Below are 22,050 nucleotides of genomic sequence, written 5' to 3'. Positions count from 1 at the left end.
GATCAAACGCTCTACACGGTCCGAACGATGCCTCTCATGCTGCAGAACATTCCCACCCATGTGATTGCCGGGCCCTTGGGCGCCGGCAAGACCAGCCTCATCCAGCACCTGCTTGCCCAGCGCCCGGCCAACGAGCGCTGGGCTGTGCTGATCAACGAGTTCGGGCAGATCGGTCTGGACGCTGCCTTGCTCACGCAAGATGACGACGGCATTGCCTTGGGCGAAGTTGCGGGAGGTTGCCTGTGTTGTGTGAATGGCGCTCCGTTTCAGGTAGGTCTGGGCCGTTTGCTGCGTAAGGCTAAGCCCGATCGGTTGTTTATCGAACCCTCGGGCCTGGGTCATCCGGCGCAGTTGCTCAAGCAGTTGCGCGAAGCGCCGTGGCAGAGCGTGCTGGCCGTCCAGCCGTGCGTGCTGGTGTTGGATGCGCAAGCGCTGGCGGCGGGCAAGCCCTTGCCCCAAGCACAGCAGGAGGCGTTGGTGAGTGCCGGGTTGCTGGTATTGAACAAGGACGAAGCACTGGATGCGACGCAGCGCGAGGTGATCGAGCGGCAGTTACCCGAATGCCCGCTTTACTGGACTCGCCAGGCGCATCTACCGCTAGCGCATTTACCTGGCCTTGACGCACGGGCTGTTGCGGCTGTGGATAACTTCGCCGTGCCCACAGGCCTGGGGCAAATGCCGGCTATCTGGAACGATCCTGACCAACCCATTTGCCTGAGTCAGGCTCAAGAGGGCGGTTGGAGCATTGGTTGGCGCTGGCACCCCAGCCAGCAGTTCGACACCCGGCAGTTGCACAACTGGCTTACAAGCCTTGATTGGCGCCGCGCCAAGCTGGTTATCCACAGTGTCGAAGGCTGGGTGTCCGCCAACGCGGTGGATAACGGCCCGCTCGCCTGGCAACCCAGCGAATGGCGCCGCGATTCGCGTATCGAATTGATCTTCAGTGAGCCACAGGATGTGAATGCACTTCAGCGTGCGCTGGCCGCCAGCCGTCAGTGACGGTTCTTGGACGCGTGGTCCTGGCGCCACTGGCTCAGCTCAATCACTTCGGCGCTGGGCAGCGGCGTCTTGATCTCGAACGGGTAGGGCGCCAGTTCGATCTGCGCGCTGTGCGCACCGAACTGGGTGATAGTCCCCGGATGGCGGGTTTCACCGGTCACGGTGAACTCGAAGTTGTAGATGCGCGCCAGGCGCCGCCGACCGTTGGCGTCCTTTACAAAGCCAATGCGCTTGAGCGCCACCGCACCGTCCAGCAGTTCGATGTCGAGCTTGGCGCAATGCTGCTTGACCCGCTCCAGCGCCCGCTCGCGCAGGCCGTGGTTGTGCCACACCCAGGCAGCACCGGTCGCCAGCAGCATCAACACGAACATGTTTCCCAGGGTCAGCATGCGAAAAACTCCAACAAAGTGAGAGCAGCTTAACTGTGTCGCCGGTCTGTCGTACAGGCTGCGTTTAGTCGCATACTGCGCGGCCAGAATTTAATTGGTTTTACGGAAATCTCCCGCATGAAACGCACACCTCATCTGCTTGCGATCCAGTCTCATGTGGTCTTCGGCCACGCCGGAAACAGCGCCGCCGTGTTCCCCATGCAGCGCGTCGGGGTGAACGTCTGGCCGCTGAACACGGTGCAGTTCTCCAACCACACCCAGTATGGTCAATGGGCGGGAGAAGTGTTGGCGCCACAGCAGATTCCCGCGTTGGTGGAAGGCATTGCCGCCATCGGCGAGCTGGGCAATTGCGATGCGATTCTGTCCGGCTATCTGGGCAGTGCGGATCAGGGCCGGGCGATCCTGACCGGTGTGGCGCGCATCAAGGCCATCAACCCAAAGGCCTTGTACTTGTGCGACCCGGTGATGGGGCATCCGGAAAAGGGCTGCATCGTGCCCCAGGAAGTCAGCGATTTTCTGCTGGACGAAGCTGCGGCCATGGCCGACTTCCTGTGCCCCAACCAGCTGGAGCTGGACAGCTTTGCCGGGCGCAAGCCGCAATCTCTGTTCGATTGCCTGGCCATGGCCAAGGCATTGCTGGCGCGTGGGCCGAAGGCCGTATTGGTCAAACACCTGGATTATCCAGGTAAGCTGCCGGACGGTTTCGAGATGCTACTGGTGACCACCGAAGGCAGTTGGCACCTGCGGCGGCCGCTGCTGGCGTTCCCCCGTCAGCCGGTGGGCGTCGGCGATTTGACCTCGGGGCTGTTTCTGGCGCGTGTTCTGTTGGGCGACAGCCTGCTCGCCGCCTTCGAATTCACCGCCGCAGCGGTGCATGAAGTGTTGTTGGAAACCCAGGCCTGCGCCAGTTACGAACTGGAGCTGGTGCGCGCCCAGGATCGCATTGCCCATCCTCGCGTACGTTTCGAAGCCACGCCTATCGGGTTGTAGGAATATTCCTGATTGAGCCAGGCAAAGGGCGTCCGGTACTATCGGGCGCCTTTTAGTCCCCTGTGTTTTTCAAGGAAGAACCATGTCCCCTGTATTTCCTTCGCCACGGGCGCTGACCGCCCTGGTGCTGACATCGTTGCTGGCCGGTTGCAGTGTGAACGGGACTTACCCTGACGCTACCGAGCCGGACGCTGCGAAACTGCGCTTCATCTCCAATACGTCCAACACCACCATCGACGTCTACGATGCGCAGCATTGCATGGGCCAGACCACCGGCATGCTCAATAATATTTTCCTGGTCGATACCCGGCGGCGTGTCGGCATGTCGGTGCCCCCTCCGGCCAAGGCCAGGGGCTTGCTGGAGTTCAAGCTGGCACCCGGCAAAGAAACCATGCTGATGATCAACACCAATGGCGGCAGCTATGTCTGCGGCAAGTCAATGAGCCTCACGCCAAAGGCCGGGGAAGAGTACGAAGTGACCTTCGATATGGCGCGGGGCATCTGCACGACCTCGTTGCAGCGCCTGACGCGCTCGGGGGGCAAGGATGTGCGCATTCCACAGCCGATATTCGAGAACGGCATGCCATCGTGCGCGGGCAAAAGCCCGATATTCGGCAAGGTGATCCCGGATACGCCCCACCGAACCGCGTTGATCAACGCAATCGTTGAAACCCATATGCAACTCATCACGTTGATGGAGCCTGACACGGCGCAGCGCCCGCAAGCCGTCGAGGAGGAAATCGCCGAGCGCAAGGCGCGATTCGGCCAGTTCACTCCGCCTGAGGCCTATTGGACTCAATACCGTCAGAACTATGCACTGGTAAATCAGGAAATGGCTGGCCGCAAGGCGCGTACCCTCGCGCTGTATGAGCGGGTTTACCGCATGCGCCTGAGCGGCACCGAAGATGCCATCCTGGAGCAATGGCAGAACCCGACGGACGCCGGCGTGGTCGAGCGCGTCAAGGCGAACGACAAGTTGATGGCGCAGTACTACCAGAACACCAGCAAAGCGGTGATGGTGGACATCGTGAACCATCATATGGAGCGCATGAGCCAGTTGGACCAGCGCTTTGATGTCTGTGCCCACGATGATCAGTGCTGGCGGCTGTAGGAGCGCGGTTGTTCGCTCCTACAACAGGGAAAGGGCCTACAGCGCGTCTGCCTTGATTTCCTGGTAGCGCTTCTCCAGTTCCTGACGGATCTGCCGGCGCTGCTGGGCCTGCACGAACCGGCGCTTGTCTTCGCTGTTCTGTGGTTGCAGCGGGGGCACGGCGGCCGGTTTGCGCTGGTCGTCCACGGCCACCATGGTGAAGAAGCAGCTGTTGGTATGGCGCACCGAGCGTTCGCGGATGTTCTCGGTCACCACCTTGATGCCCACCTCCATTGAGGTGTTGCCGGTGTAGTTGACGGACGCGAGGAAGGTCACCAGCTCGCCGACATGGATCGGCTCGCGGAAGATCACCTGGTCCACCGACAGCGTGACCACATAGCGGCCGGCATAACGGCTCGCGCAGGCGTAGGCCACTTCGTCGAGGTACTTGAGCAGGGTGCCGCCGTGGACATTGCCTGAGAAGTTGGCCATGTCAGGGGTCATCAATACCGTCATCGACAGCTGGGCGTTTCCGGGTTCCATAGCACACTCACGGGTTGTAGGCATTGGTTGGGGGGCACCTCTGCGGGTGCTGGAATCTTTGCAGCGCCATCCTTAACGGGACGCCGGTAGGCGGCTTGCCGTCACGCTTGTACCGATCTGTTTCCATATATTGCACCGGCTTTCCGGCGGAAGTCGCGGTGTTAACCTTCAAAAGCCCGTCTCAGGGTATTTCTTACGATCAAGGCAGACTTTTCCTTCCGCACTTTGCGACATTTCAAAGGCGCGCGCGGAAGTGGGAAAAGCGCCAGTACCCTCAAGGAGCCCCTCGCCATGCACGCCATCAGCTTTATCCAGGACTTGGCCGTGATCATGCTGGTGGCAGGGGTTGTCACCATCCTGTTTCACCGCCTCAAGCAGCCGGTGGTGCTGGGCTACATCGTCGCTGGGTTCATTATCGGCCCGCACACCCCGCCGTTCGGCCTGATCCACGACGAAGACACCATCAAGACCCTCGCCGAGCTGGGGGTGATCTTCCTGATGTTCTGCCTGGGCCTGGAGTTCAGCCTGCGCAAGCTGTTCAAGGTCGGCGCCACCGCGTTCATCGCGGCCTTCCTGGAAATCATCCTGATGATCTGGATCGGCTACGAAATCGGTCGCTGGTTCGACTGGAACACCATGGACTCACTGTTCCTCGGCGCGATCCTGGCGATTTCCTCGACCACCATCATCGTCAAGGCGCTCAACGACCTGAAGATGAAGAACCAGCGTTTCGCCCAACTGATTTTTGGCGTGCTGATCGTCGAGGACATCCTCGGCATTGGCATCATCGCCTTGCTGTCGAGCATCGCCGTCAGCGGCACGGTCAGCTCCGGCGAAGTGTTCTCCACCGTCGGCAAGCTCTCGCTGTTCATGATTGTCGCGCTGGTCATCGGCATTTTGCTGGTGCCGCGTTTGCTGGCGTACGTGGCCAAATTCGAAAGCAACGAGATGTTGCTGATCACCGTACTTGGGTTGTGTTTCGGTTTCTGCCTGCTGGTGGTCAAGCTGGAATACAGCATGGTGCTGGGCGCGTTCCTGATCGGCGCGATCATGGCCGAATCCCGGCAGTTGATTAAGATCGAGCGCCTGATCGAGCCGGTTCGCGACATGTTCAGCGCCATCTTCTTTGTTGCCATTGGCTTGATGATCGACCCGCAGATCCTGCTGCAATACGCCTGGCCGATTGCGGTCATCACCGTGGCCGTGGTGCTGGGCAAGATGCTGTCCTGCGGCCTAGGGGCGTTTATCGCCGGCAATGACGGCCGCACCTCACTGCGCGTGGGCATGGGGCTGTCACAGATTGGCGAGTTTTCCTTCATCATCGCGGCGCTGGGGATGACGTTGCAGGTGACCAGTGATTTCCTCTACCCGGTGGCGGTAGCGGTTTCGGCCATCACCACACTGCTCACGCCGTACCTGATTCGCGGTGCCGACCCGCTGTCGTTGAAGATCGCGTCGGTCATGCCCCAGCGTATGAGCCGAGTATTCGGCATGTATGGCGAATGGCTGCGCAGTATTCAGCCACAAGGCGAGGGCGCGATGCTGGCGTCGATGATCCGCAAGATCATCCTGCAAGTGGGCGTTAACCTGGCGCTGGTGATTGCGATCTTCTTTGCCGGCGGCTTTTTCGCGGCGCGCATCGGTGGGTATCTGGAAGGCTGGATCAGCGATCCGAGCTGGCAGAAGGCGTTGATCTGGGGCGGGGCGTTGCTGTTGTCACTGCCGTTCTTGATTGCCGCGTATCGCAAGCTCAAGGCGCTGTCGATGCTGCTGGCGGAGATGAGCGTGAAGCCGGAAATGGCCGGGCGGCATACCCAGCGCGTACGAAGGGTGATCGCGGAACTGATCCCGATCCTCTCGCTGCTGGTGATCTTCCTGCTGTTGGCAGCCTTGTCGGCCAGTATTTTGCCGACCAACAAGTTACTGGTCCTGATTGCCGTGGTCACGGCGGCGGTGGCGGCGGTGCTCTGGCGGTGGTTCATCCGCGTGCATACGCGGATGCAGGTCGCCTTGTTGGAGACGCTGGATAACCATAAGGATACGCCGGAGCATTGAGTAGGGTTACGGGGGAGGGGGCTGCTTCGCAGCCCGACGCGGGGCAAGCCCGCTCGCCACAGCAAGCCGGCTCACCATAGGAAGCATGGCAGCCTAGCAACGCTGTCAGCTTTCCAGCCAGACGTCCCGCGCCCAATGCCACACCGATTCCCAGGTTTCTTCGGTGACGATTTCTTCTTCGCCGGACCACAGCACCACGGTGCCGTCTTCTTCGACGCAGTAGTAGTCGTCGCCGTCCTGGCAGATCGGGATCAGGCTACGATCGACACCGGCATCCCAGGCGTTGGCGGCCACGTCCGGCAGGTAGGTGTGGGACTGCGGGTCGGTGACGGTCACCGGCTCCAGGCTGCCGTACACCACGTCGCTGACGGTCAGCAGGAATTCACGGAAGACAAACGGGATGTCGATGAACAGTTGTTCCTCGATCTCCACCAGTTGGTCTTCGTCAGGCAGCTCCAAGGGAACCGGGACCGGTTCGTTGGCTTCACGCAATTGTTCGATGATTTCTTCCACGGCCGGGATCCTCTTGCTAGATGGCGCGGTTTATAGGGGCGTTTTATACAGTAGCTCGCTATAAGTGCAACCGTGAAATAGAAAACCCCGGACAGGTCCGGGGTTTTTTGTATCTGTTTACCAAGCGTGCAGGGATCAGCCGTTCTGGCGGATACCGGCGACCAGCCATGGCTGGTTGTCGCCCTGTGCACGTTCCATGTTCCAGCTTTCGCTGAACACTTCGCCCTGGTCGAAACGCGAGGACTTCGACACACCGCTGAAGGTCAGGGTGGCGATGGTCTTGTCGGCGCGATCATCCACACCGTCCAGCTGCACGCGCAGGTCGTCGATGTAGGTCGACTGGAATGCATCACCAATCTCGGCGCGTTCGCGCTTGAGGAACTCCAGCAGTTGCGGGGTCACGAATTCGGCGATCTTGTCCATTTCGTTGGCGTCCCAGTGCTGTTGCAGGGACTGGAAGTGGCTGCGAGCCGCCTCTACGAAACGTTCTTCGTTGAACCAGGCCGGTGCATTGATCACCGGACGGGCCGCGGCAGGTGCTGCCGAACCACCGAAGATCGAACCCATGGCTGGTTTTTGCTCGAACACTTCACGTTGCATCGGCGCGCCGGCTGGAGCCAGGTGCTCCTGCTGCTTGCGGCGACGAGCGGCGATAAAGCGGAAGACCAGGAAGGCGATGACCGCCATGATCAGGATGTCGAAGATCTGCATGCCCTGGAAGCCGCCGCCCATGAACATGGAGGCGAGCAGGCCACCGGCGGCGATGCCGGCAAGAGGGCCCAACCAGCGCGAAGCACCGCCGGCCTTGGCCGCAGCGCCTGCAGCACCGGCGGCGCCTGCGGTGGCCGCAGCACCGCCGGCACCGGCGGATGGAGCCATTTGGCTGGTCTGGTGAGTCGGTGCTGCGCCTGAGCTTTTGCCGCCACCGAAGCGTTTGGCGTTGGCGTCGAGGCTCATCGTCAGACCGATGCACAACGCCATGGCGATGCTAAGAAAACGTTTCATAAAGGGAATTCCCATTTGTGGATTGCACGCGCGCCATGTTGCACAGGTGTGGTGACAGTGGCTAGCGGCATAATGTTTCGGGCTTTTGCGTAGGACCGATTCAGAATGGTCTGTAGGACTTGTTACAGATATTGGCCCGCGCTCGTTAAAAACAAGGGCGGGCCAAAAACCTTCATGTAGGCAAATGTTTCAAATGGCTTCGAGTTTCGCGTAACCCATCATCAGCCACTTGCTGCCTTCGGCGAAATTCACCTGCACACGGGCCTGGGCACCGGCACCCTCGAAGTTGAGGATCACCCCTTCGCCGAACACAGAATGCCTGACCTGCTGGCCCAGGCTGAACTGGGTCTGCGGAATCTCCGAGCCCGCAAACATGCTGCTGGAGTTCTGCTGCTGGCCCCCGCCGAACGGGCGGCTGACGCTGTTGGACAGGCGCACTTCCTGGATCAGCCCCTTCGGTACTTCACGTACGAAGCGCGACACCTTGTTGTAGGTCTCGCTGCCGTACAGGCGTCGGGTCTCGGCGTAGGTCATCACCAGGTTCTGCATCGCCCGGGTGATGCCCACGTAGGCCAGGCGACGTTCTTCCTCAAGGCGGCCGGGCTCTTCCAGGCTCATCTTGTGCGGGAACAGGCCTTCTTCCATGCCCACCAGGAACACATACGGGAATTCGAGGCCCTTGGCGCTGTGCAAGGTCATCAGCTGGACGCTGTCTTCATGCTCGTCGGCCTGGGTATCACCGGCTTCCAGCGACGCGTGGCCGAGGAATGCGGCCAGCGGGGTCAGCTCTTCGTCTTCCTCGGTGTTTTCGAACGCACGGGCGGCGCTGACCAGTTCCTCAAGGTTTTCTACCCGGGCCTGGCCTTTCTCGCCTTTTTCCGCTTCGTGATAGGCGATCAGCCCGGATTGCTCGATCACGGTCTGGGTCATCAAATGCAGGGGCATTTCCGCGCACTTGGCCGCCAGGTTCTCGATCAGCTCGACAAACACACCCAGCGCGCCCGCCGCACGACCGGTCAGGCCCTTGTTGGCGATGAGCAGGCGCATGGCTTCCCACATCGACACATCGGCGTGGCGCGCGTGATCGCGAATGGCTTCGACGGTTTTCTCACCGATGCCACGGGCCGGGATATTGATCACCCGTTCCAGCGCCGCATCGTTGCCACGGCCTTCCAGCAAGCGCAGGTAAGCCATGGCGTTCTTGATTTCCGCGCGCTCGAAGAAGCGCTGGCCGCCATAGATACGGTATGGGATGCGTTCGCGCAGCAAGGCTTCTTCCAACACTCGCGATTGGGCGTTGGAGCGGTACAGAATCGCGATGTCGCTGCGTGCCAGGCCGGTTTTCAGCGCGCTTTCGATGGTTTCCACCACGTAGCGCGCTTCATCGTGTTCGTTGAACGCGGCGTACAGGTTGATCGCTTCGCCTTCGCCGCCGTCGGTCCACAGTTCTTTGCCCAGGCGCCCGGTGTTGTTGGCGATCAAGGCGTTGGCCGCCTTGAGGATCCCGGCAGTGGAGCGGTAGTTCTGCTCCAGGCGGATGGTGACCGCGTCCGGGAAGTCTTCGGAGTACTGGTAGATGTTCTCGATTTTCGCGCCACGCCAGCCGTAGATCGACTGGTCGTCGTCGCCCACCACCATCAGGCTGTCGCCACCCTTGGCCAGCAGGCGCAGCCAGGCGTACTGCACGGCGTTGGTGTCCTGGAATTCGTCCACCAGGATGTGTCGGAAACGTTTCTGGTAATGCGCCAGCAGGCCTGGGTTGTCGCGCCACAGGTCGAGGGCGCGCAGCAGCAGCTCGGAAAAGTCGATAACCCCGGCGCGCACGCAGGCGGCCTCGTAGGCTTCATAGATGCTGCGCATGGTGGCCAGGAACAGATCGCCGCTGGCCTGGATGTGTTGCGGGCGCAGGCCTTCGTCTTTCTGGCCGTTGATGAACCATTGTGCCTGGCGCGCTGGCCAGCGTTGTTCGTCGAGGCCCAGCTCGCGGATCACCCGCTTGACCAGGCGTTGCTGGTCATCGCTGTCGAGGATCTGGAAGGTCTGGGCCAGGCCCGCTTCCTGCCAGTGCGCCCGCAGCAAGCGGTGCGCCAGGCCGTGGAAGGTGCCCACCCACATGCCGGCCGGGCTGATGCCCATCAGCTGTTCGATGCGGTGGCGCATCTCGGCAGCGGCCTTGTTGGTGAAGGTCACCGACAGGATGGAATGCGGGGACGCGTTCTCGACCTGGATCAACCAGGCGATACGGTGCACCAGCACTCGGGTTTTACCGGAGCCAGCACCGGCCAGGACCAACTGACGGCCAACGGGGGCCGCTACGGCCTGGCGTTGGGCATCGTTGAGGGAGTTCAGCAAAAGGGAGAGATCATCGCGCATCGGCGCATTCTATGGCCCCCGGGGAAGTGGGGCAAATGCCAATGCCCGGTGGTCGACGGAAAACCTTCGGGGTGATGACCGGTCGGTCGATGGCCGCAGCCCGCGCCGCGTCTCGCTCAAGCCGTCTGGCCCGGAAGTTTGCGCGGCATGACCGTGCGGTTTTATGACATGGAGCAGTTTGGCCCAAGCGCTTGCTTGTGTATGCTCCGTCGACGTTTCGGGCTCACCATTATAAGAACACTGCCTATGACCCTTAGCACCGACCTGCTTGGCCCCTCGGCGGCTCCCGCGCAGGTTATCCGTAAACACTACGCCACGGAGATGGCGGTCGAGCGCACACGCCTGCTGTATCAAGGCTCGCTGCTGCCGACCCTGTTGATGTTGGTCAATGGCCTGGTCTGCGCCTGGCTACTGTGGAACCCCCAGCGATACCTGTTGGACAGCGTCTGGTTGGTCTGGCTGCTGGCCCTGGTGGCGATGCGCGTGATCCAGGTGGCCGCGTTTGACTCGGCGATGCCCAGCCGCCAGGCCCAGCCGGTGTGGCAACGCATGTTCCTGCTCGGCTCGGCGGTCAGTGGCCTGACGCTGGCAACGGCCGCCATCGCCCTGGTGCCGGTGGACAGCTTCATGCAACAGGCCTGGGTGTTCGGCCTGATCGGCGCGGCGACCTTGTCGGCCAGCGTGGCGTACGCCGTGAGCCTGCCGGCGTTCCTGTCCTTTGCCTTGCCGTGCCTGGTGCCGTCTATCCTCTACCTGTTCTGGAGCGGCGACCCGCAGCAGCGCGGTTGGGGTGTACTTGGCCTGATCCTGCTGGCGTCCTTGAGCCTGGTGGCGTGGCAGGTCAATCGCCTGATCCAGCGTGGGCTGTTGCGCCGCTTCCAGAACCAGGCGCTGATTGAGCATCTGCAACAGGCGCAGCAGCGCAGCGAGCAACTCAACCAGGAGTTGGTGCGCGAAGTCGAACAGCGCCGTCAAGCCGAGCAGGAGCTGCGTGACGCCCAGATCGGCCTGCAAGACCGTGTGGCACAGCGCAGCCAGGAACTGGACGCCGCCAGTTTGGCCCTGAATAAAAGCGAAGCGCGCCTGGCCATGGCGCTGCAAGCCAGTGAACTGGGCCTATGGGACTGGAACCTGCAAACCGATGAGGTCCATCACACCCAGCTCAAGGAACTGTTCGGCCTGGAGCCAGAGTACGTCACGGCAATGCTCAGCCACCTCAAGCCGCGCCTGCACCCCGAAGACCTGCCGCTGCTCAAGCGTGCCCTGGTGGAACACCTCAAGGGCCGCAGCGAGGACTACCAGGTGGAATACCGCGTGCGCCATGGCGATGGGCACTGGGTGTGGATCGAAGACCGTGGCCGCGCCGTGGAGCGTGCGCCCAGTGGCCGGGTCACGCGCATGCTCGGGACGCGCCGCGATATCAGCGCCGGCAAGGCCCTGGAGGAACAGCAGCGTTTGGCCTCGACCGTATTTGAAGCCGCCAGCGAAGGCATTGTGATCCTTGATCCGGACTACAAGCTGATCGCCGTCAACCAAGCCTTCAGCCGTGTCACGGGGTTCGAAACCGACGACATGATTGGCCGCAACGTGGTGGAACTGCCCAGCAGCCGTGACGCTCGCCGCCATTTCCCGGTGATCCGCCAGGCGTTGCTCAGCCACGGTACGTGGCAGGGTGAATTGGTGGAGACACGCAAGAACGGCGAGCTTTACCCGCAGTGGCTGCAATTGAACGTTGTGCGTGATATCCGAGGAAAAGTCAGCCATATCGTGGGCTTCTTCGCCGATCTTTCCGCGCGGCGTGAGTCGGAAGAGCGTATGCGTTACCTCACTCACTACGACGAACTGACCGGCCTGGCCAACCGCTCGCTGTTCCGCGAAAGGTTGCGCGAGGCTCACCAGCGTGTACGCCAGGGTGGGCGCAGCCTGGCGCTGCTGCACATCAACCTCGACCGCTTCAAGCTGTTGAATGACAGCCTGGGCCATGAAGTGGCCGACCAGTTGCTGCAAAAAATGGCGCGACGCCTGATCAATGCCTTGCCCGAGGCCGACACCATTGCACGCCTGTCCGGTGATGAGTTTGCCGTGTTGTTCGACGCCTATGGCAACCTGTCGAGCCTGGCGCGGGTCGCCACGCGGCTGCTGGCCAAGCTGCGGGTGCCGGTGACCGTGGAAGGGCATGAGTTGGTGGTGAGTGCTTCCATGGGGGTCAGCCTGTTGCCGGACAACGCGCGTGAAATTTCCGCATTGGTCAGCCAATCGAACATGGCCATGCAACACGCCAAACACCTGGGCGGCAACAACTTCCAGTTCTACACCGACAGCCTGCAAGCCAGCACCCTGGAGCGCTTGCAGCTGGAAAACCACCTGCGCAAGGCCATCGAAGAGCGTCAGCTCACGGTGTTCTACCAACCGAAGCTGTGCCTGGCCAGCGGCAAGCTGAATGCGGCCGAGGCGCTGATCCGTTGGGAGCACCCGCAGTGGGGCATGGTGCCGCCGGGCGACTTTATCGGCCTGGCCGAAGAGACCGGCCTGATCGTGCCGCTGGGTGAATTCGTGCTGCGCGAGGCCTGCTGGCAGGCGTGTGAATGGCAGCGCCAGGGGCTGGCACCGATCCGGGTATCGGTGAACCTCTCGGTACACCAACTGCGCCAGGGGAAGTTGGTCAGCCTGGTACGCCAGGTGCTCGAAGAAACCGGCCTGGACCCGCAATACCTGGAGCTGGAGCTGACCGAAAGCCAACTGCTCGACAGCGTCGAACACATCATCGCGACCTTCCAGCAACTGCGGGACCTGGGGGTGAAGTTGGCGATTGACGATTTCGGCACCGGTTATTCGTCCCTCAGCTACCTCAAGCGCATTCCCGTGGACTACGTGAAGATCGACCAGACCTTCATCCGCGGCCTGGGTCAGGGGCGCGAAGACGCAGCCATCACTCGGGCAATCATCGCCATGGCCCACGGGCTGGCGCTGAAGGTAGTGGCGGAGGGTGTGGAAGATCAGCAGCAGCTGGATTTTCTGCGGGGTGAGCGTTGTGACGAAGTGCAGGGCTATCTGATCAGCCGGCCGATGCAGGCTGATGGGTTGGCAGATTTGTTACGGAAAAATGCAGAATTTCCTTAACGACGCCGGGGACGCCCCTGTGGCTACAACGCGGCTGCCCTTAGATTCAAAGGGGAGCAGGGCGATTTAGTGATGCGTCGGACGGGCAAAACGGCAATTCTTGTAGTATAACTACAAGCTTGCTACATCTCTGGCCCTGCCCATAACAAGAGTCCTGCCCTTTGAACCTGTTGCAACATATCGCCCAGTCGCGCCACCTGTTACGCAAATCGGAACTCAAGGTTGCCGATCACGTGCTGCTTGACCCTGCGGCTGTGATGCACAGTTCCATGGCCGACCTGGCCCATAGCGTGGGCATCAGCGAACCGACCATCGTGCGCTTCTGCCGCGCTATTGGTTGCTCCGGGTTCCAGGACTTGAAACTCAAGCTGGCGCAAAGCCTGGCCGCTGGCGCCAGCTTCGGCCAATTCGCGATCCATGAAGACGACTCTGTCGCCGACTACAGCCTGAAAATCTTCGACACCACCTTGCATACCCTGATGGAAGTGCGCGAGAAGCTCGACCCGGTGGAGTTGCAAAAGGCCGTGACCGCCATGTCCCAGGCCCAGCGCGTGGAGTTCTATGGCTTTGGTGCTTCGGGCGCGGTGGCTGCTGATGCCCAGCACAAATTCTTCCGTTTGCTGCTCACCGCCGCGGCCTACAGCGACCCCCACATGCAAGCCATGTCGGCGGTGACCTTGAAGCCTACGGACGTGGCCATCTGCATTTCCCAGTCGGGCCGCTCCAAGGACCTGCTGATCACCGCCAACCTGGTGCGTGAAAGCGGTGCATCGCTGATCACCCTGTGCCCGAGCCAGACGCCGTTGGCGGAACTGTCTACGGTCAACCTGGCGATCGACGTGCACGAAGACACCGAAATCTACACGCCACTGACTTCGCGCATAGCCCACCTGGTGGTGATCGACGTGCTGGCGATGGGCGTGGCCATGGCGCGTGGGCCGAGCCTGGTCAACCACCTCAAGAGCGTGAAGCGCAGTCTGCGCAGCCTGCGTCTGTCGCCCAAATCCGTCAAAGCCCTCGACGATTGACCTGAGGTCAAAATGTGGGAGGGGGCTTGCCCCCGATTGCGGTGTGTCAGTCACCAAATGCATTGCCTGACCCACTGTTATCGGGGGCAAGCCCCCTCCCACATTTGGATCTCCTGCGAACCCAGAATCTTCATCAGGCTGTCATCGCTGCGTCATCGCCCAGGGCCATCCTGAACTCCCCGTACTCGCATTGGGAGACTCCAAATGGCCCGGACTTACGAAGACAGCAACAGCTCCGTCAAAACCCGTCGTCAGCAGGAAGACCAACGCCGCATGGCGTTCCGTCGCGCAATCGAAGACCGTTGTGAGGAGCGCCAGTTGCTCCAGAGCATCAGTGACTACCCGGAACTCCACTGGCAGGCACCCGCGGCTGCCCAGCGAAACGCTCAGCCAACACGCTGATCTGCACCCGTTCGCTGCGGATAAAGCCCAGGAACGCATGGGCCACCGGTGACAGGCGCTTGGCCTTGGCCTGCACCAGGCACCAACTGCGGTACAGCGGCAGTTCCTCCACCGGCAGCTCCTTGAGCCCGCCGGTGGCCAACTCCATGTTGACCGCATGACGCGTCAGCAGGGCTACGCCCAATCCCGCACAGACACACTCACGCTGCGCCTCGGCCGAGGCCACTTCCACCGTCTGGGTGAAGTGCACGCGTTTTTCCTTGAAGTACTCCTCGCAGGCCAGTCGCGTGCCGGAGCCCGGTTCGCGCAGCAACAGCGTGTAGGGCTCCAGGTCCTGCAGGCGCAGCGGGCCTTGCAGGCTCAAGGGATGGTCGGGCGGCGCCACGGCGACAATCGGGTTGTTGAGGAATGGCAGGAATTCCAGGCCCATGTCCTGGGGCACCATGGACATGATGACCAGGTCATCCCGGTTGTCCGAAAGCCGGCGAATCACCTGGGCGCGGTTCACCACCGTCAACTGCAACTGCACCTCCGGATGCTGGCGCTTGAAGGCGGCGAACAGGTGCGGCACGAAGTACTTGGCGCTGGATTCAATCGCCAGTTTCAGCTGGCCCTGCAACGAACCCTGCATGTCCGAAAGCTGCATATCGAGGTTTTCCAGGCGTCCGAAGATGTCACGGCTGGCGCGCTGCAAGGCTTCGGCGGCCTCGGTCATGTAGAGCTTCTTGCCCACGTAATCGAACAGCGGCTGGCCGATCAGCTCTTCCAGTTGACGGATTTGCAGGCTGACGGCCGGTTGCGTGAGGGACATTTCCTCGGCTGCACGGCTGTAGGAGCGCAAATCGCACACCTCATGGAAGATCTGCAATTGACGCAATGTCAGTCGCATCAATGACTTACGCATTTTCTAATTCTCTCGCCACCGGCTGTTCGGGCAACTATAAGTCTTTACTTATGCCCAACCCAATAATTATTGATTTTTGTTAATCCCTTGGCGGGCTTAGTGTGTGTCTCGCGACTGTCATGAAACATTTGGTCACGCGCCGACCCGGTTCCAGCGGGTCGAAGAACGCAGCAATCGGCTCAAGGGAATTTCCAAGTGATAAAAAAGATCCTGATCGCCAACCGTGGTGAAATTGCCGTACGAATCGTGCGTGCCTGCGCCGAGATGGGCATTCGCTCGGTCGCGGTCTACTCCGACGCCGACCGCCACGCGTTGCACGTCAAGCGTGCCGACGAAGCCCACAGCATTGGTGCCGAGCCCCTGGCCGGCTACCTGAACCCGCGCAAGCTGGTGAACCTGGCGGTGGAAACCGGCTGCGATGCGCTGCACCCCGGCTACGGCTTCCTGTCGGAAAATGCCGAATTGGCAGACATCTGCGCTGAACGCGGCATCAAATTCATTGGGCCATCGGCTGAAGTGATTCGCCGCATGGGTGACAAGACCGAAGCGCGCCGCAGCATGATCAAGGCCGGTGTGCCGGTCACGCCGGGCACCGAAGGCAATGTCGCGGATATCCACGAGGCACTCACCGAAGGCGACCGCATTGGTTACCCGGTGATGCTCAAGGCCACGTCCGGTGGTGGTGGTCGTGGTATCCGTCGCTGCAACAGCCGCGAAGAACTTGAACAAGCCTTCCCCCGCGTGATTTCCGAGGCCACCAAGGCCTTCGGTTCGGCGGAAGTGTTCCTGGAAAAGTGCATCGTCAATCCCAAGCACATCGAGGCGCAGATCCTCGGTGACAGTTTCGGCAACGTGGTGCACCTGTTCGAGCGTGATTGCTCGATCCAGCGCCGTAACCAGAAGCTCATCGAAATCGCCCCGAGCCCGCAACTGACCCCTGAACAGCGCGCCTACATCGGCGACCTGTCGGTGCGCGCCGCCAAGGCCGTGGGCTACGAGAACGCCGGCACCGTGGAGTTCCTGCTCGCCGAGGGCGAGGTGTACTTCATGGAGATGAACACCCGGGTGCAGGTGGAACACACCATCACCGAAGAAATCACCGGGATCGACATCGTCCGCGAACAGATCCGCATCGCCTCCGGCCTGCCGCTGTCGGTGAAACAGGAAGACATCCAGCACCGTGGTTTCGCGTTGCAGTTTCGTATCAACGCCGAAGACCCGAAGAACAACTTCCTGCCCAGTTTCGGCAAGATCACCCGTTACTACGCCCCCGGCGGTCCCGGCGTGCGTACCGACACGGCGATCTACACCGGCTACACCATCCCGCCGTTCTACGATTCCATGTGCCTGAAACTGGTGGTGTGGGCGTTGACCTGGGAAGAAGCCATGGACCGCGGCCTGCGTGCCCTGGATGACATGCGCCTGCAAGGCGTGAAGACCACTGCCGCCTACTACCAGGAAATCCTGCGCAATCCGGAATTCCGCAGCGGCCAGTTCAACACCAGTTTCGTGGAAAGCCACCCTGAGCTGACCAACTACTCGATCAAGCGCAAACCCGAAGAGCTGGCCCTGGCCATCGCCGCCGCCATCGCCGCCCACGCAGGCCTGTGAGGAATACAACAATGTCCAAGAAAATCTTTGTCACCGACACCATCCTGCGCGACGCCCACCAATCGTTGCTGGCCACCCGCATGCGCACCGACGACATGCTGCCGATCTGCGACAAGCTCGACAAAGTCGGCTACTGGTCCCTGGAAGTCTGGGGCGGCGCGACCTTCGACGCCTGCGTGCGCTTCCTCAAGGAAGACCCGTGGGAGCGCCTGCGCAAACTGCGTGCCGCGTTGCCTAACACCCGCCTGCAAATGCTGCTGCGCGGCCAGAACCTGCTGGGCTACCGCCACTACAGTGATGACGTGGTCAAGGCCTTCGTGGCCAAGGCCGCCGTGAATGGGATCGACGTATTCCGCATTTTCGACGCCATGAACGACGTGCGTAACCTGCGCGTGGCCATCGAAGCGGTGAAGGCGGCCGGCAAGCATGCCCAGGGCACCATCGCCTACACCACCAGCCCGGTGCACACCGTCGAAGCCTTTGTGGCACAGGCCAAGCAGCTGGAATCCATGGGCTGCGACTCCATCGCCATCAAAGACATGGCCGGCCTGTTGACCCCGTATGCCACGGGCGAGCTGGTCAAGGCGCTGAAGGCCGAGCAAAGTCTGCCGATCTTTATTCACTCGCATGACACTGCAGGTTTGGCCGCGATGTGCCAACTCAAGGCCATCGAGAACGGTGCTGACCATATCGACACCGCCATCTCCAGCTTCGCCTGGGGCACCAGCCACCCAGGGACCGAGTCGATGGTCGCCGCCCTTAAAGGCAGCGAGTTTGACACTGGCCTGAGCCTGGAGCTGCTGCAAGAGATCGGCCTGTACTTCTATGCCGTGCGCAAGAAATACCACCAGTTCGAAAGCGAATTCACCGCGGTCGACACCCGTGTGCAAGTCAACCAGGTGCCGGGCGGGATGATTTCCAACCTGGCCAACCAGTTGAAAGAGCAGGGCGCCCTCAACCGCATGAGCGAAGTGCTGGCCGAGATCCCGCGCGTACGTGAAGACCTCGGGTTCCCGCCGCTGGTCACCCCGACCTCGCAGATCGTCGGCACCCAGGCGTTCTTCAACGTGCTCGCCGGCGAGCGCTACAAGACCATCACCAACGAAGTGAAGCTGTACCTGCAAGGCGGCTACGGCAAGGCGCCGGGCACGGTGAACGAGAAACTGCGGCGCCAGGCCATTGGCAGCGAAGAAGTGATCGACGTGCGCCCGGCCGACCTGCTCAAGCCGGAAATGACCAAGCTGCGTGGCGAAATCGGCGCGCTGGCCAAGTCCGAAGAAGACGTGCTGACTTACGCGATGTTCCCGGACATCGGGCGCAAGTTCCTCGAAGAACGCGACGCCGGCACCCTGGCGCCGGAAGTACTGCTGCCAATCCCGGAGGCGGGCGGTGTGGCGCGTGCCGGTGGCGAAGGCGTACCGACCGAGTTCGTCATCGACGTGCATGGTGAAAGCTACCGCGTGGACATCACCGGTGTTGGCGTCAAGGCCGAGGGCAAGCGCCACTTCTACCTGTCCATCGACGGCATGCCGGAAGAAGTGGTGTTCGAACCGCTCAACGAGTTTGTCAGCGGTGGCAGCAGCAACCGCAAGCACGCGACCGCGCCGGGCCATGTCAGCACAGCGATGCCGGGCAATATCGTCGACGTGCTGGTCAAGGAAGGCGATGTGGTCAAGGCCGGCCAGGCCGTGCTGATTACCGAAGCCATGAAGATGGAAACCGAAGTGCAGGCTGCGATTGCCGGCAAGGTCACCGCCGTTCATGTGGCCAAGGGCGACCGGGTCAACCCTGGCGAAATCCTGATTGAGATCGAAGGCTGATACAGCCTTCGACACGACCGTTTAATCCTCGGGGGGGCAGGTGCCCCCCTTTTTTTGCCTGGGATTTGGTGGTTCAGAAGCTCATCTTCCATTGCCCCATCAGGCCTTGGTTACGGCTGTTGGTACCGGCCTGGGCGCTGTAGGTCAGGCCGACGGTGTGTTGTGTCGACACGGCCAGATCCAGCCCGGCTTGCAGATCCAGGCTATTGCGATCCAGCGAGGTGCCCTTGACCGTGAAGCCGTCAACCAGCCCTGGCAGTGCGCGGTAGGACTGGCGCACCTGGCTGTCGACCTCGCCGTAGAGGTGTTTCCAGCTGGTGCTGAGGTGGGGCGTAAGGCTGACCTGGTTATCGAATCGATACACCGTTGCCAGGCGAAGGCCCACGGTGCTGCTCAGGTTCTGCTGGGTTTGTGCGCCAACGTTCAGTGCGGTCAGGCCACCGGTTTCCTTGAAGCTGTCGCGGTGGTAGCGCTGGAAGCCGAGGCCGGCGAAGGGCTCCACGCTGAGATCCGTGCTGCCCAGTTGATAGCCCAGCTCGGAAAACAGGGTTTGGCTCTGGGCGTTGTATTGGCCCCTGAGGTGCTCCTTGTAATCCAGCAGGTTGGCGTTACGTTTGTTCTGCCCCGCGTGGTCGCTGTAGATCGCGCCCAGGCGCAGGGCCAGTGGGCCGTCCTGGCGCACGGCATAACCGCCCAGGTGCCAACTGTCCAACTCGGAGGCGAAGCGGGGGGTGTCTAAATGACTGGTGGATTTTGCGCCCATCACACCCACGCGCCAGGCGTGATCCAGTGCCCAGTCGGCGCCCAACAGCAGGCCTTCGGTGCTGTATTTCAGGCCGGCGCTGCCGCTTTGTTTATCGAGGCGGCCGTCGTGGCCCAGGCCTTGAACCCATAAGTGTCCTTCGTCGTCGACGGGGAGTGTGCGCAGGGTTGAAAGCAATTGGCCGGCGATGTGTTGTGTGGTGTTTTGCGTTGCGCCCGCGAGGTTGGCGTTCTGGCTACCAGCCAACTGCTCAAGGCTGGCACCTATTCCGCCGGGTTGTTTCTCCAGCGCATCTCCGAATTTTTCCAGGGCTTTGATTTGCTCGGATGTCAGCTCCCCGGAGTGCAGCAAACGAATCAGCGCGGGCTCCAGCACTTTGGCCACTTGCAAGCCGTTGTGCGAAGTGGCCTTGCGGGTGAGATAACCGTCGAGGGGTGTCGCTTTGGTTTCGGGCACGTAGACCCACGCGTCATCCAGCGCATCGTAGGGCTGATAGCAGTACGGCGTGTATTCGATATCGCCCCGCGCCTGTGCGGTTTGAAGGCTGGCGGCGCTGAGAGCAAGGGCAATGACAAGGACAACTCTGTGCGGTGTAAAAGGCATGAAATCCCAACCTCTGATGAATGAGGCCGGGAATTTAGCGAGATGGTGGGGTGATAACTGTCAGGCCATCGACTCCTGGTTTGCGGGAGTTGTCTTTACTGGCGGGAGATTAAGAACTTACCCCTTGCGCGCATACCCCTTGCCGTAGTGCCGCTCCATTTGCGCCTGGATCAACTCAAGTCCGAGGGACATCACCCAGTAGATAATCGCCGCCGTAGTGAGCATTTCGATATAGCGGTAGCTGGAGCGTCCGTAGGACTGCGCCAGAAACATCACTTCCCATACCCCCATCACTGAAATCAGCGACGAGTCCTTGAGCATGGAGATGAACTGGTTGGTGGCTGGCGGGATGATGGTGCGCATGGCCTGGGGCAGGGTGACGTGCCAGAAGATCGCGCTGTCGCGCATGCCCAGGGCCAGGGCGGCTTCCCGCTGGCCGTGGGGTACGCCGAGGATACCCGCACGGAAGATCTCACTCAGGTAGGCCCCATAGTTCAGCGACAGCGCGATGATCCCGGCAACGATTGCACCAGGCACCACACCCAATTGCGGCAGGCCCAGGTAGATCAGCAGGATCTGGATCAGCAAGGGTGTGCCGCGAAAGAACGAAGCGTAGAAACTGGCGACGCCGAAAGCCACGGCGCTGTTCGACAGCCGCCCCAGCGCTGTGACAAAGCCCAGCAGCGACGAGGCCACCATCGAGCACAGGCACAGGAATACGGTGAGTGCCGCCCCTTGCAGGAAGCCGTTGGGCGCCAGGTGTACGCCGATCAGGTTGGGCAGTTTGTCGAGAATGATCGAGAACTTCAGGTCAAAGCTCAGGAAAAAGCTGGCGAACAGGCAGAACAACGTCGCCCAGGTCAAGTAAAGCCGAGTCCGGAATCCCATGAGGCGCCGTGTGTTCACCGGTGGCTTGGGAGGTGTGGGGAATGCAGTCATTGGCTGATATCGGCGCCGATCCATTTTTGCGACAGCTTGCTCAGGGTACCGTCCTGTTTCAGTTGGGCGAAGACCTCACGCACCTTGCTGTCCCACTGTGGGTCGCCTTTTTCGATGGCCACCGAGTTGGGTTCGGCATACAGCGCATCGCCGGCGAGCTTGAAGCGCTTGTCCTGGTCCAGGCGCGGTTGGGCAGTGACCAGATTGGTGAGGATCGCATCCAGGCGCACGCCGGCGCCCAGGCCCAAGTCCTGGAACGCTACGTTGTCGGTGTCGTATGGAGCGATCTGCACGTTGTCGAAAGGGTACTGCAGGTGGGTATCTTCGGCGCCTTCGATCACCAGATTCTTGTTCAGATAGCTTTCATAGCTGGAGGCGCTGGTGAGGCCGACTTTCTTGCCGCTCAGGTCCCTGGCGCCGTGAATACGGTCATCCTTGGCGTTGACCACAATCACGGCAGGCGACGCGTAGTATTGCACCGGGAAATCGAACACCTCGGCGCGGGCTTTGCTCGGCGTCATGGAGCAGATGCAGATGTCGTAGCGCCCGCTCCAGCGACCTGCGGCGATTACGTCCCAGGAAGGCGTTTCCAGGCGCAGCTTCACCCCCAGTTTTTGCGCAACCGCCTTGGCGACATCCACGTCGAAACCGTCGAGTTGGTTCTGCTCGTTAAGAAACGAGAACGGCGGGTAGCTTTCCATCAACACGCCGACCAGTTCCTTTTTTTGCTCGACCCGGTCCAGCGTCGTGCCGGCGGAGGCTTGAGTCGAGGTGGCCAATATCGTCAGGGCCAGGAACAGCAGCGGATTTAGTTTCACAATCGACACCTGAATAAAAAAGAGGTTGTTAATAACCGGATGCCGCGTATTAAATAGTTATAAGAACGACTCTCATAGTGAGTTA

The 22,050-nt window shown here is 61.2% G+C and carries 18 protein-coding genes; 9 read left to right on the top strand and 9 right to left on the bottom strand.

Features of this window, described 5'->3' with window-relative positions; all coding sequences use genetic code 11:
- Nucleotides 1-36: 36 nt before the first annotated feature.
- The gene (locus tag ACZ445_RS29995) at nt 37-999 is read left to right on the top strand and encodes a CobW family GTP-binding protein (protein ID WP_058424322.1); all 963 of its coding nucleotides are present in this window, start codon (nt 37-39) and stop codon (nt 997-999) included.
- On the opposite strand, the gene ACZ445_RS29990 is transcribed toward ACZ445_RS29995, so the two are convergent.
- Nucleotides 993-1,388, bottom strand: coding sequence for a DUF3301 domain-containing protein (locus ACZ445_RS29990; protein WP_058424321.1), 396 nt, complete (start codon nt 1,386-1,388; stop codon nt 993-995). The two genes, ACZ445_RS29995 and ACZ445_RS29990, sit on opposite strands and share 7 nt — an antisense overlap.
- 117 nt (nt 1,389-1,505) lie before the next feature.
- On the opposite strand from ACZ445_RS29990, the gene pdxY reads away from it, so the two are divergent.
- Nucleotides 1,506-2,378, top strand: coding sequence for a pyridoxal kinase PdxY (gene pdxY, locus ACZ445_RS29985; protein ID WP_058424320.1), 873 nt, complete (start codon nt 1,506-1,508; stop codon nt 2,376-2,378).
- 82 nt (nt 2,379-2,460) lie between these two features.
- Entirely contained in the window at nt 2,461-3,489 is a 1,029-nt protein-coding gene (locus ACZ445_RS29980; RefSeq protein WP_058424319.1) for a hypothetical protein, read from the top strand.
- 36 nt (nt 3,490-3,525) lie between these two features.
- On the opposite strand, the gene ACZ445_RS29975 is transcribed toward ACZ445_RS29980, so the two are convergent.
- Nucleotides 3,526-4,011 (bottom strand): acyl-CoA thioesterase, encoded by a 486-nt coding sequence (locus ACZ445_RS29975; protein ID WP_033897247.1) that lies wholly within the window; start codon nt 4,009-4,011, stop codon nt 3,526-3,528.
- 291 nt (nt 4,012-4,302) lie between these two features.
- On the opposite strand from ACZ445_RS29975, the gene ACZ445_RS29970 reads away from it, so the two are divergent.
- Nucleotides 4,303-6,066: a cation:proton antiporter gene (locus ACZ445_RS29970; RefSeq protein WP_058424318.1), complete on the top strand. Its 1,764-nt coding sequence runs from the start codon at nt 4,303-4,305 to the stop codon at nt 6,064-6,066.
- Between the two features lie 105 nt (nt 6,067-6,171).
- On the opposite strand, the gene ACZ445_RS29965 is transcribed toward ACZ445_RS29970, so the two are convergent.
- The 3 genes from ACZ445_RS29965 to uvrD all read right to left on the bottom strand — a co-directional run bounded on the left by ACZ445_RS29965 (nt 6,172) and on the right by uvrD (nt 9,957).
- Nucleotides 6,172-6,579 carry an SMI1/KNR4 family protein gene (locus ACZ445_RS29965; protein ID WP_028618538.1) on the bottom strand — a complete coding sequence of 136 codons (408 nt, stop codon included), beginning with the start codon at nt 6,577-6,579 and terminating at the stop codon, nt 6,172-6,174.
- Nucleotides 6,580-6,714: 135 nt separating this feature from the next.
- Nucleotides 6,715-7,584: a Tim44 domain-containing protein gene (locus tag ACZ445_RS29960; RefSeq protein WP_058424317.1), complete on the bottom strand. Its 870-nt coding sequence runs from the start codon at nt 7,582-7,584 to the stop codon at nt 6,715-6,717.
- Nucleotides 7,585-7,773: 189 nt separating this feature from the next.
- A complete protein-coding gene (uvrD, locus tag ACZ445_RS29955; RefSeq protein WP_058424316.1) occupies nt 7,774-9,957 on the bottom strand; it encodes a DNA helicase II in 2,184 nt (727 codons plus the stop codon).
- Between the two features lie 246 nt (nt 9,958-10,203).
- Between uvrD and ACZ445_RS29950 the strand changes: the two genes are divergently transcribed.
- From ACZ445_RS29950 to ACZ445_RS29940, 3 genes are all read left to right on the top strand, one after another.
- Nucleotides 10,204-13,077: a GGDEF domain-containing phosphodiesterase gene (locus ACZ445_RS29950; RefSeq protein ID WP_058424315.1), complete on the top strand. Its 2,874-nt coding sequence runs from the start codon at nt 10,204-10,206 to the stop codon at nt 13,075-13,077.
- A 161-nt stretch (nt 13,078-13,238) separates the two neighbouring features.
- Nucleotides 13,239-14,105, top strand: a complete 867-nt coding sequence (hexR, locus tag ACZ445_RS29945) for a transcriptional regulator HexR (RefSeq protein ID WP_003177007.1) — start codon at nt 13,239-13,241, stop codon at nt 14,103-14,105.
- A gap of 204 nt (nt 14,106-14,309) precedes the next feature.
- Nucleotides 14,310-14,507, top strand: a complete 198-nt coding sequence (locus tag ACZ445_RS29940) for a PA3496 family putative envelope integrity protein (protein ID WP_081049250.1) — start codon at nt 14,310-14,312, stop codon at nt 14,505-14,507.
- On the opposite strand, the gene ACZ445_RS29935 is transcribed toward ACZ445_RS29940, so the two are convergent.
- A complete protein-coding gene (locus ACZ445_RS29935; RefSeq protein ID WP_058424314.1) occupies nt 14,437-15,411 on the bottom strand; it encodes a LysR family transcriptional regulator in 975 nt (324 codons plus the stop codon). The two genes, ACZ445_RS29940 and ACZ445_RS29935, sit on opposite strands and share 71 nt — an antisense overlap.
- 195 nt (nt 15,412-15,606) lie before the next feature.
- Between ACZ445_RS29935 and ACZ445_RS29930 the strand changes: the two genes are divergently transcribed.
- Nucleotides 15,607-17,022 carry an acetyl-CoA carboxylase biotin carboxylase subunit gene (locus ACZ445_RS29930; protein WP_003195732.1) on the top strand — a complete coding sequence of 472 codons (1,416 nt, stop codon included), beginning with the start codon at nt 15,607-15,609 and terminating at the stop codon, nt 17,020-17,022.
- A gap of 11 nt (nt 17,023-17,033) precedes the next feature.
- Nucleotides 17,034-18,842, top strand: a complete 1,809-nt coding sequence (gene oadA, locus ACZ445_RS29925; RefSeq protein ID WP_058424313.1) for a sodium-extruding oxaloacetate decarboxylase subunit alpha — start codon at nt 17,034-17,036, stop codon at nt 18,840-18,842.
- 73 nt (nt 18,843-18,915) lie between these two features.
- On the opposite strand, the gene ACZ445_RS29920 is transcribed toward oadA, so the two are convergent.
- The 3 genes from ACZ445_RS29920 to ACZ445_RS29910 form a co-directional block, all read right to left on the bottom strand.
- Nucleotides 18,916-20,208, bottom strand: a complete 1,293-nt coding sequence (locus tag ACZ445_RS29920) for an autotransporter outer membrane beta-barrel domain-containing protein (RefSeq protein ID WP_058424312.1) — start codon at nt 20,206-20,208, stop codon at nt 18,916-18,918.
- A gap of 117 nt (nt 20,209-20,325) precedes the next feature.
- Nucleotides 20,326-21,096, bottom strand: coding sequence for an amino acid ABC transporter permease (locus ACZ445_RS29915; protein ID WP_081049249.1), 771 nt, complete (start codon nt 21,094-21,096; stop codon nt 20,326-20,328).
- Nucleotides 21,097-21,143: 47 nt separating this feature from the next.
- On the bottom strand, nt 21,144-21,965 hold the full coding sequence (locus ACZ445_RS29910) for an ABC transporter substrate-binding protein (RefSeq protein WP_058424310.1): 822 nt from the start codon (nt 21,963-21,965) through the stop codon (nt 21,144-21,146).
- Nucleotides 21,966-22,050: the final 85 nt, after the last annotated feature.

The organism is Pseudomonas allii, from assembly GCF_055380095.1.
The sequence above is the reverse complement of the archived record's forward strand: the minus strand, read 5'-3'. Positions and strand labels throughout refer to the sequence as shown.

Excerpts from the sequence above, each read along its gene's own strand:
- ACZ445_RS29995 (WP_058424322.1), top strand. The coding sequence starts at position 37 with ATGCTGCAGAACATTCCCACCCATGTGATTGCCGGGCCCTTGGGCGCC.
- ACZ445_RS29990 (WP_058424321.1), bottom strand. The coding sequence starts at position 1,388 with ATGCTGACCCTGGGAAACATGTTCGTGTTGATGCTGCTGGCGACCGGT.
- pdxY (WP_058424320.1), top strand. The coding sequence starts at position 1,506 with ATGAAACGCACACCTCATCTGCTTGCGATCCAGTCTCATGTGGTCTTC.
- ACZ445_RS29980 (WP_058424319.1), top strand. The coding sequence starts at position 2,461 with ATGTCCCCTGTATTTCCTTCGCCACGGGCGCTGACCGCCCTGGTGCTG.
- ACZ445_RS29975 (WP_033897247.1), bottom strand. The coding sequence starts at position 4,011 with ATGGAACCCGGAAACGCCCAGCTGTCGATGACGGTATTGATGACCCCT.
- ACZ445_RS29970 (WP_058424318.1), top strand. The coding sequence starts at position 4,303 with ATGCACGCCATCAGCTTTATCCAGGACTTGGCCGTGATCATGCTGGTG.
- ACZ445_RS29960 (WP_058424317.1), bottom strand. The coding sequence starts at position 7,584 with ATGAAACGTTTTCTTAGCATCGCCATGGCGTTGTGCATCGGTCTGACG.
- uvrD (WP_058424316.1), bottom strand. The coding sequence starts at position 9,957 with ATGCGCGATGATCTCTCCCTTTTGCTGAACTCCCTCAACGATGCCCAA.
- ACZ445_RS29950 (WP_058424315.1), top strand. The coding sequence starts at position 10,204 with ATGACCCTTAGCACCGACCTGCTTGGCCCCTCGGCGGCTCCCGCGCAG.
- ACZ445_RS29940 (WP_081049250.1), top strand. The coding sequence starts at position 14,310 with ATGGCCCGGACTTACGAAGACAGCAACAGCTCCGTCAAAACCCGTCGT.
- ACZ445_RS29935 (WP_058424314.1), bottom strand. The coding sequence starts at position 15,411 with ATGCGTAAGTCATTGATGCGACTGACATTGCGTCAATTGCAGATCTTC.
- oadA (WP_058424313.1), top strand. The coding sequence starts at position 17,034 with ATGTCCAAGAAAATCTTTGTCACCGACACCATCCTGCGCGACGCCCAC.
- ACZ445_RS29920 (WP_058424312.1), bottom strand. The coding sequence starts at position 20,208 with ATGCCTTTTACACCGCACAGAGTTGTCCTTGTCATTGCCCTTGCTCTC.
- ACZ445_RS29915 (WP_081049249.1), bottom strand. The coding sequence starts at position 21,096 with ATGGGATTCCGGACTCGGCTTTACTTGACCTGGGCGACGTTGTTCTGC.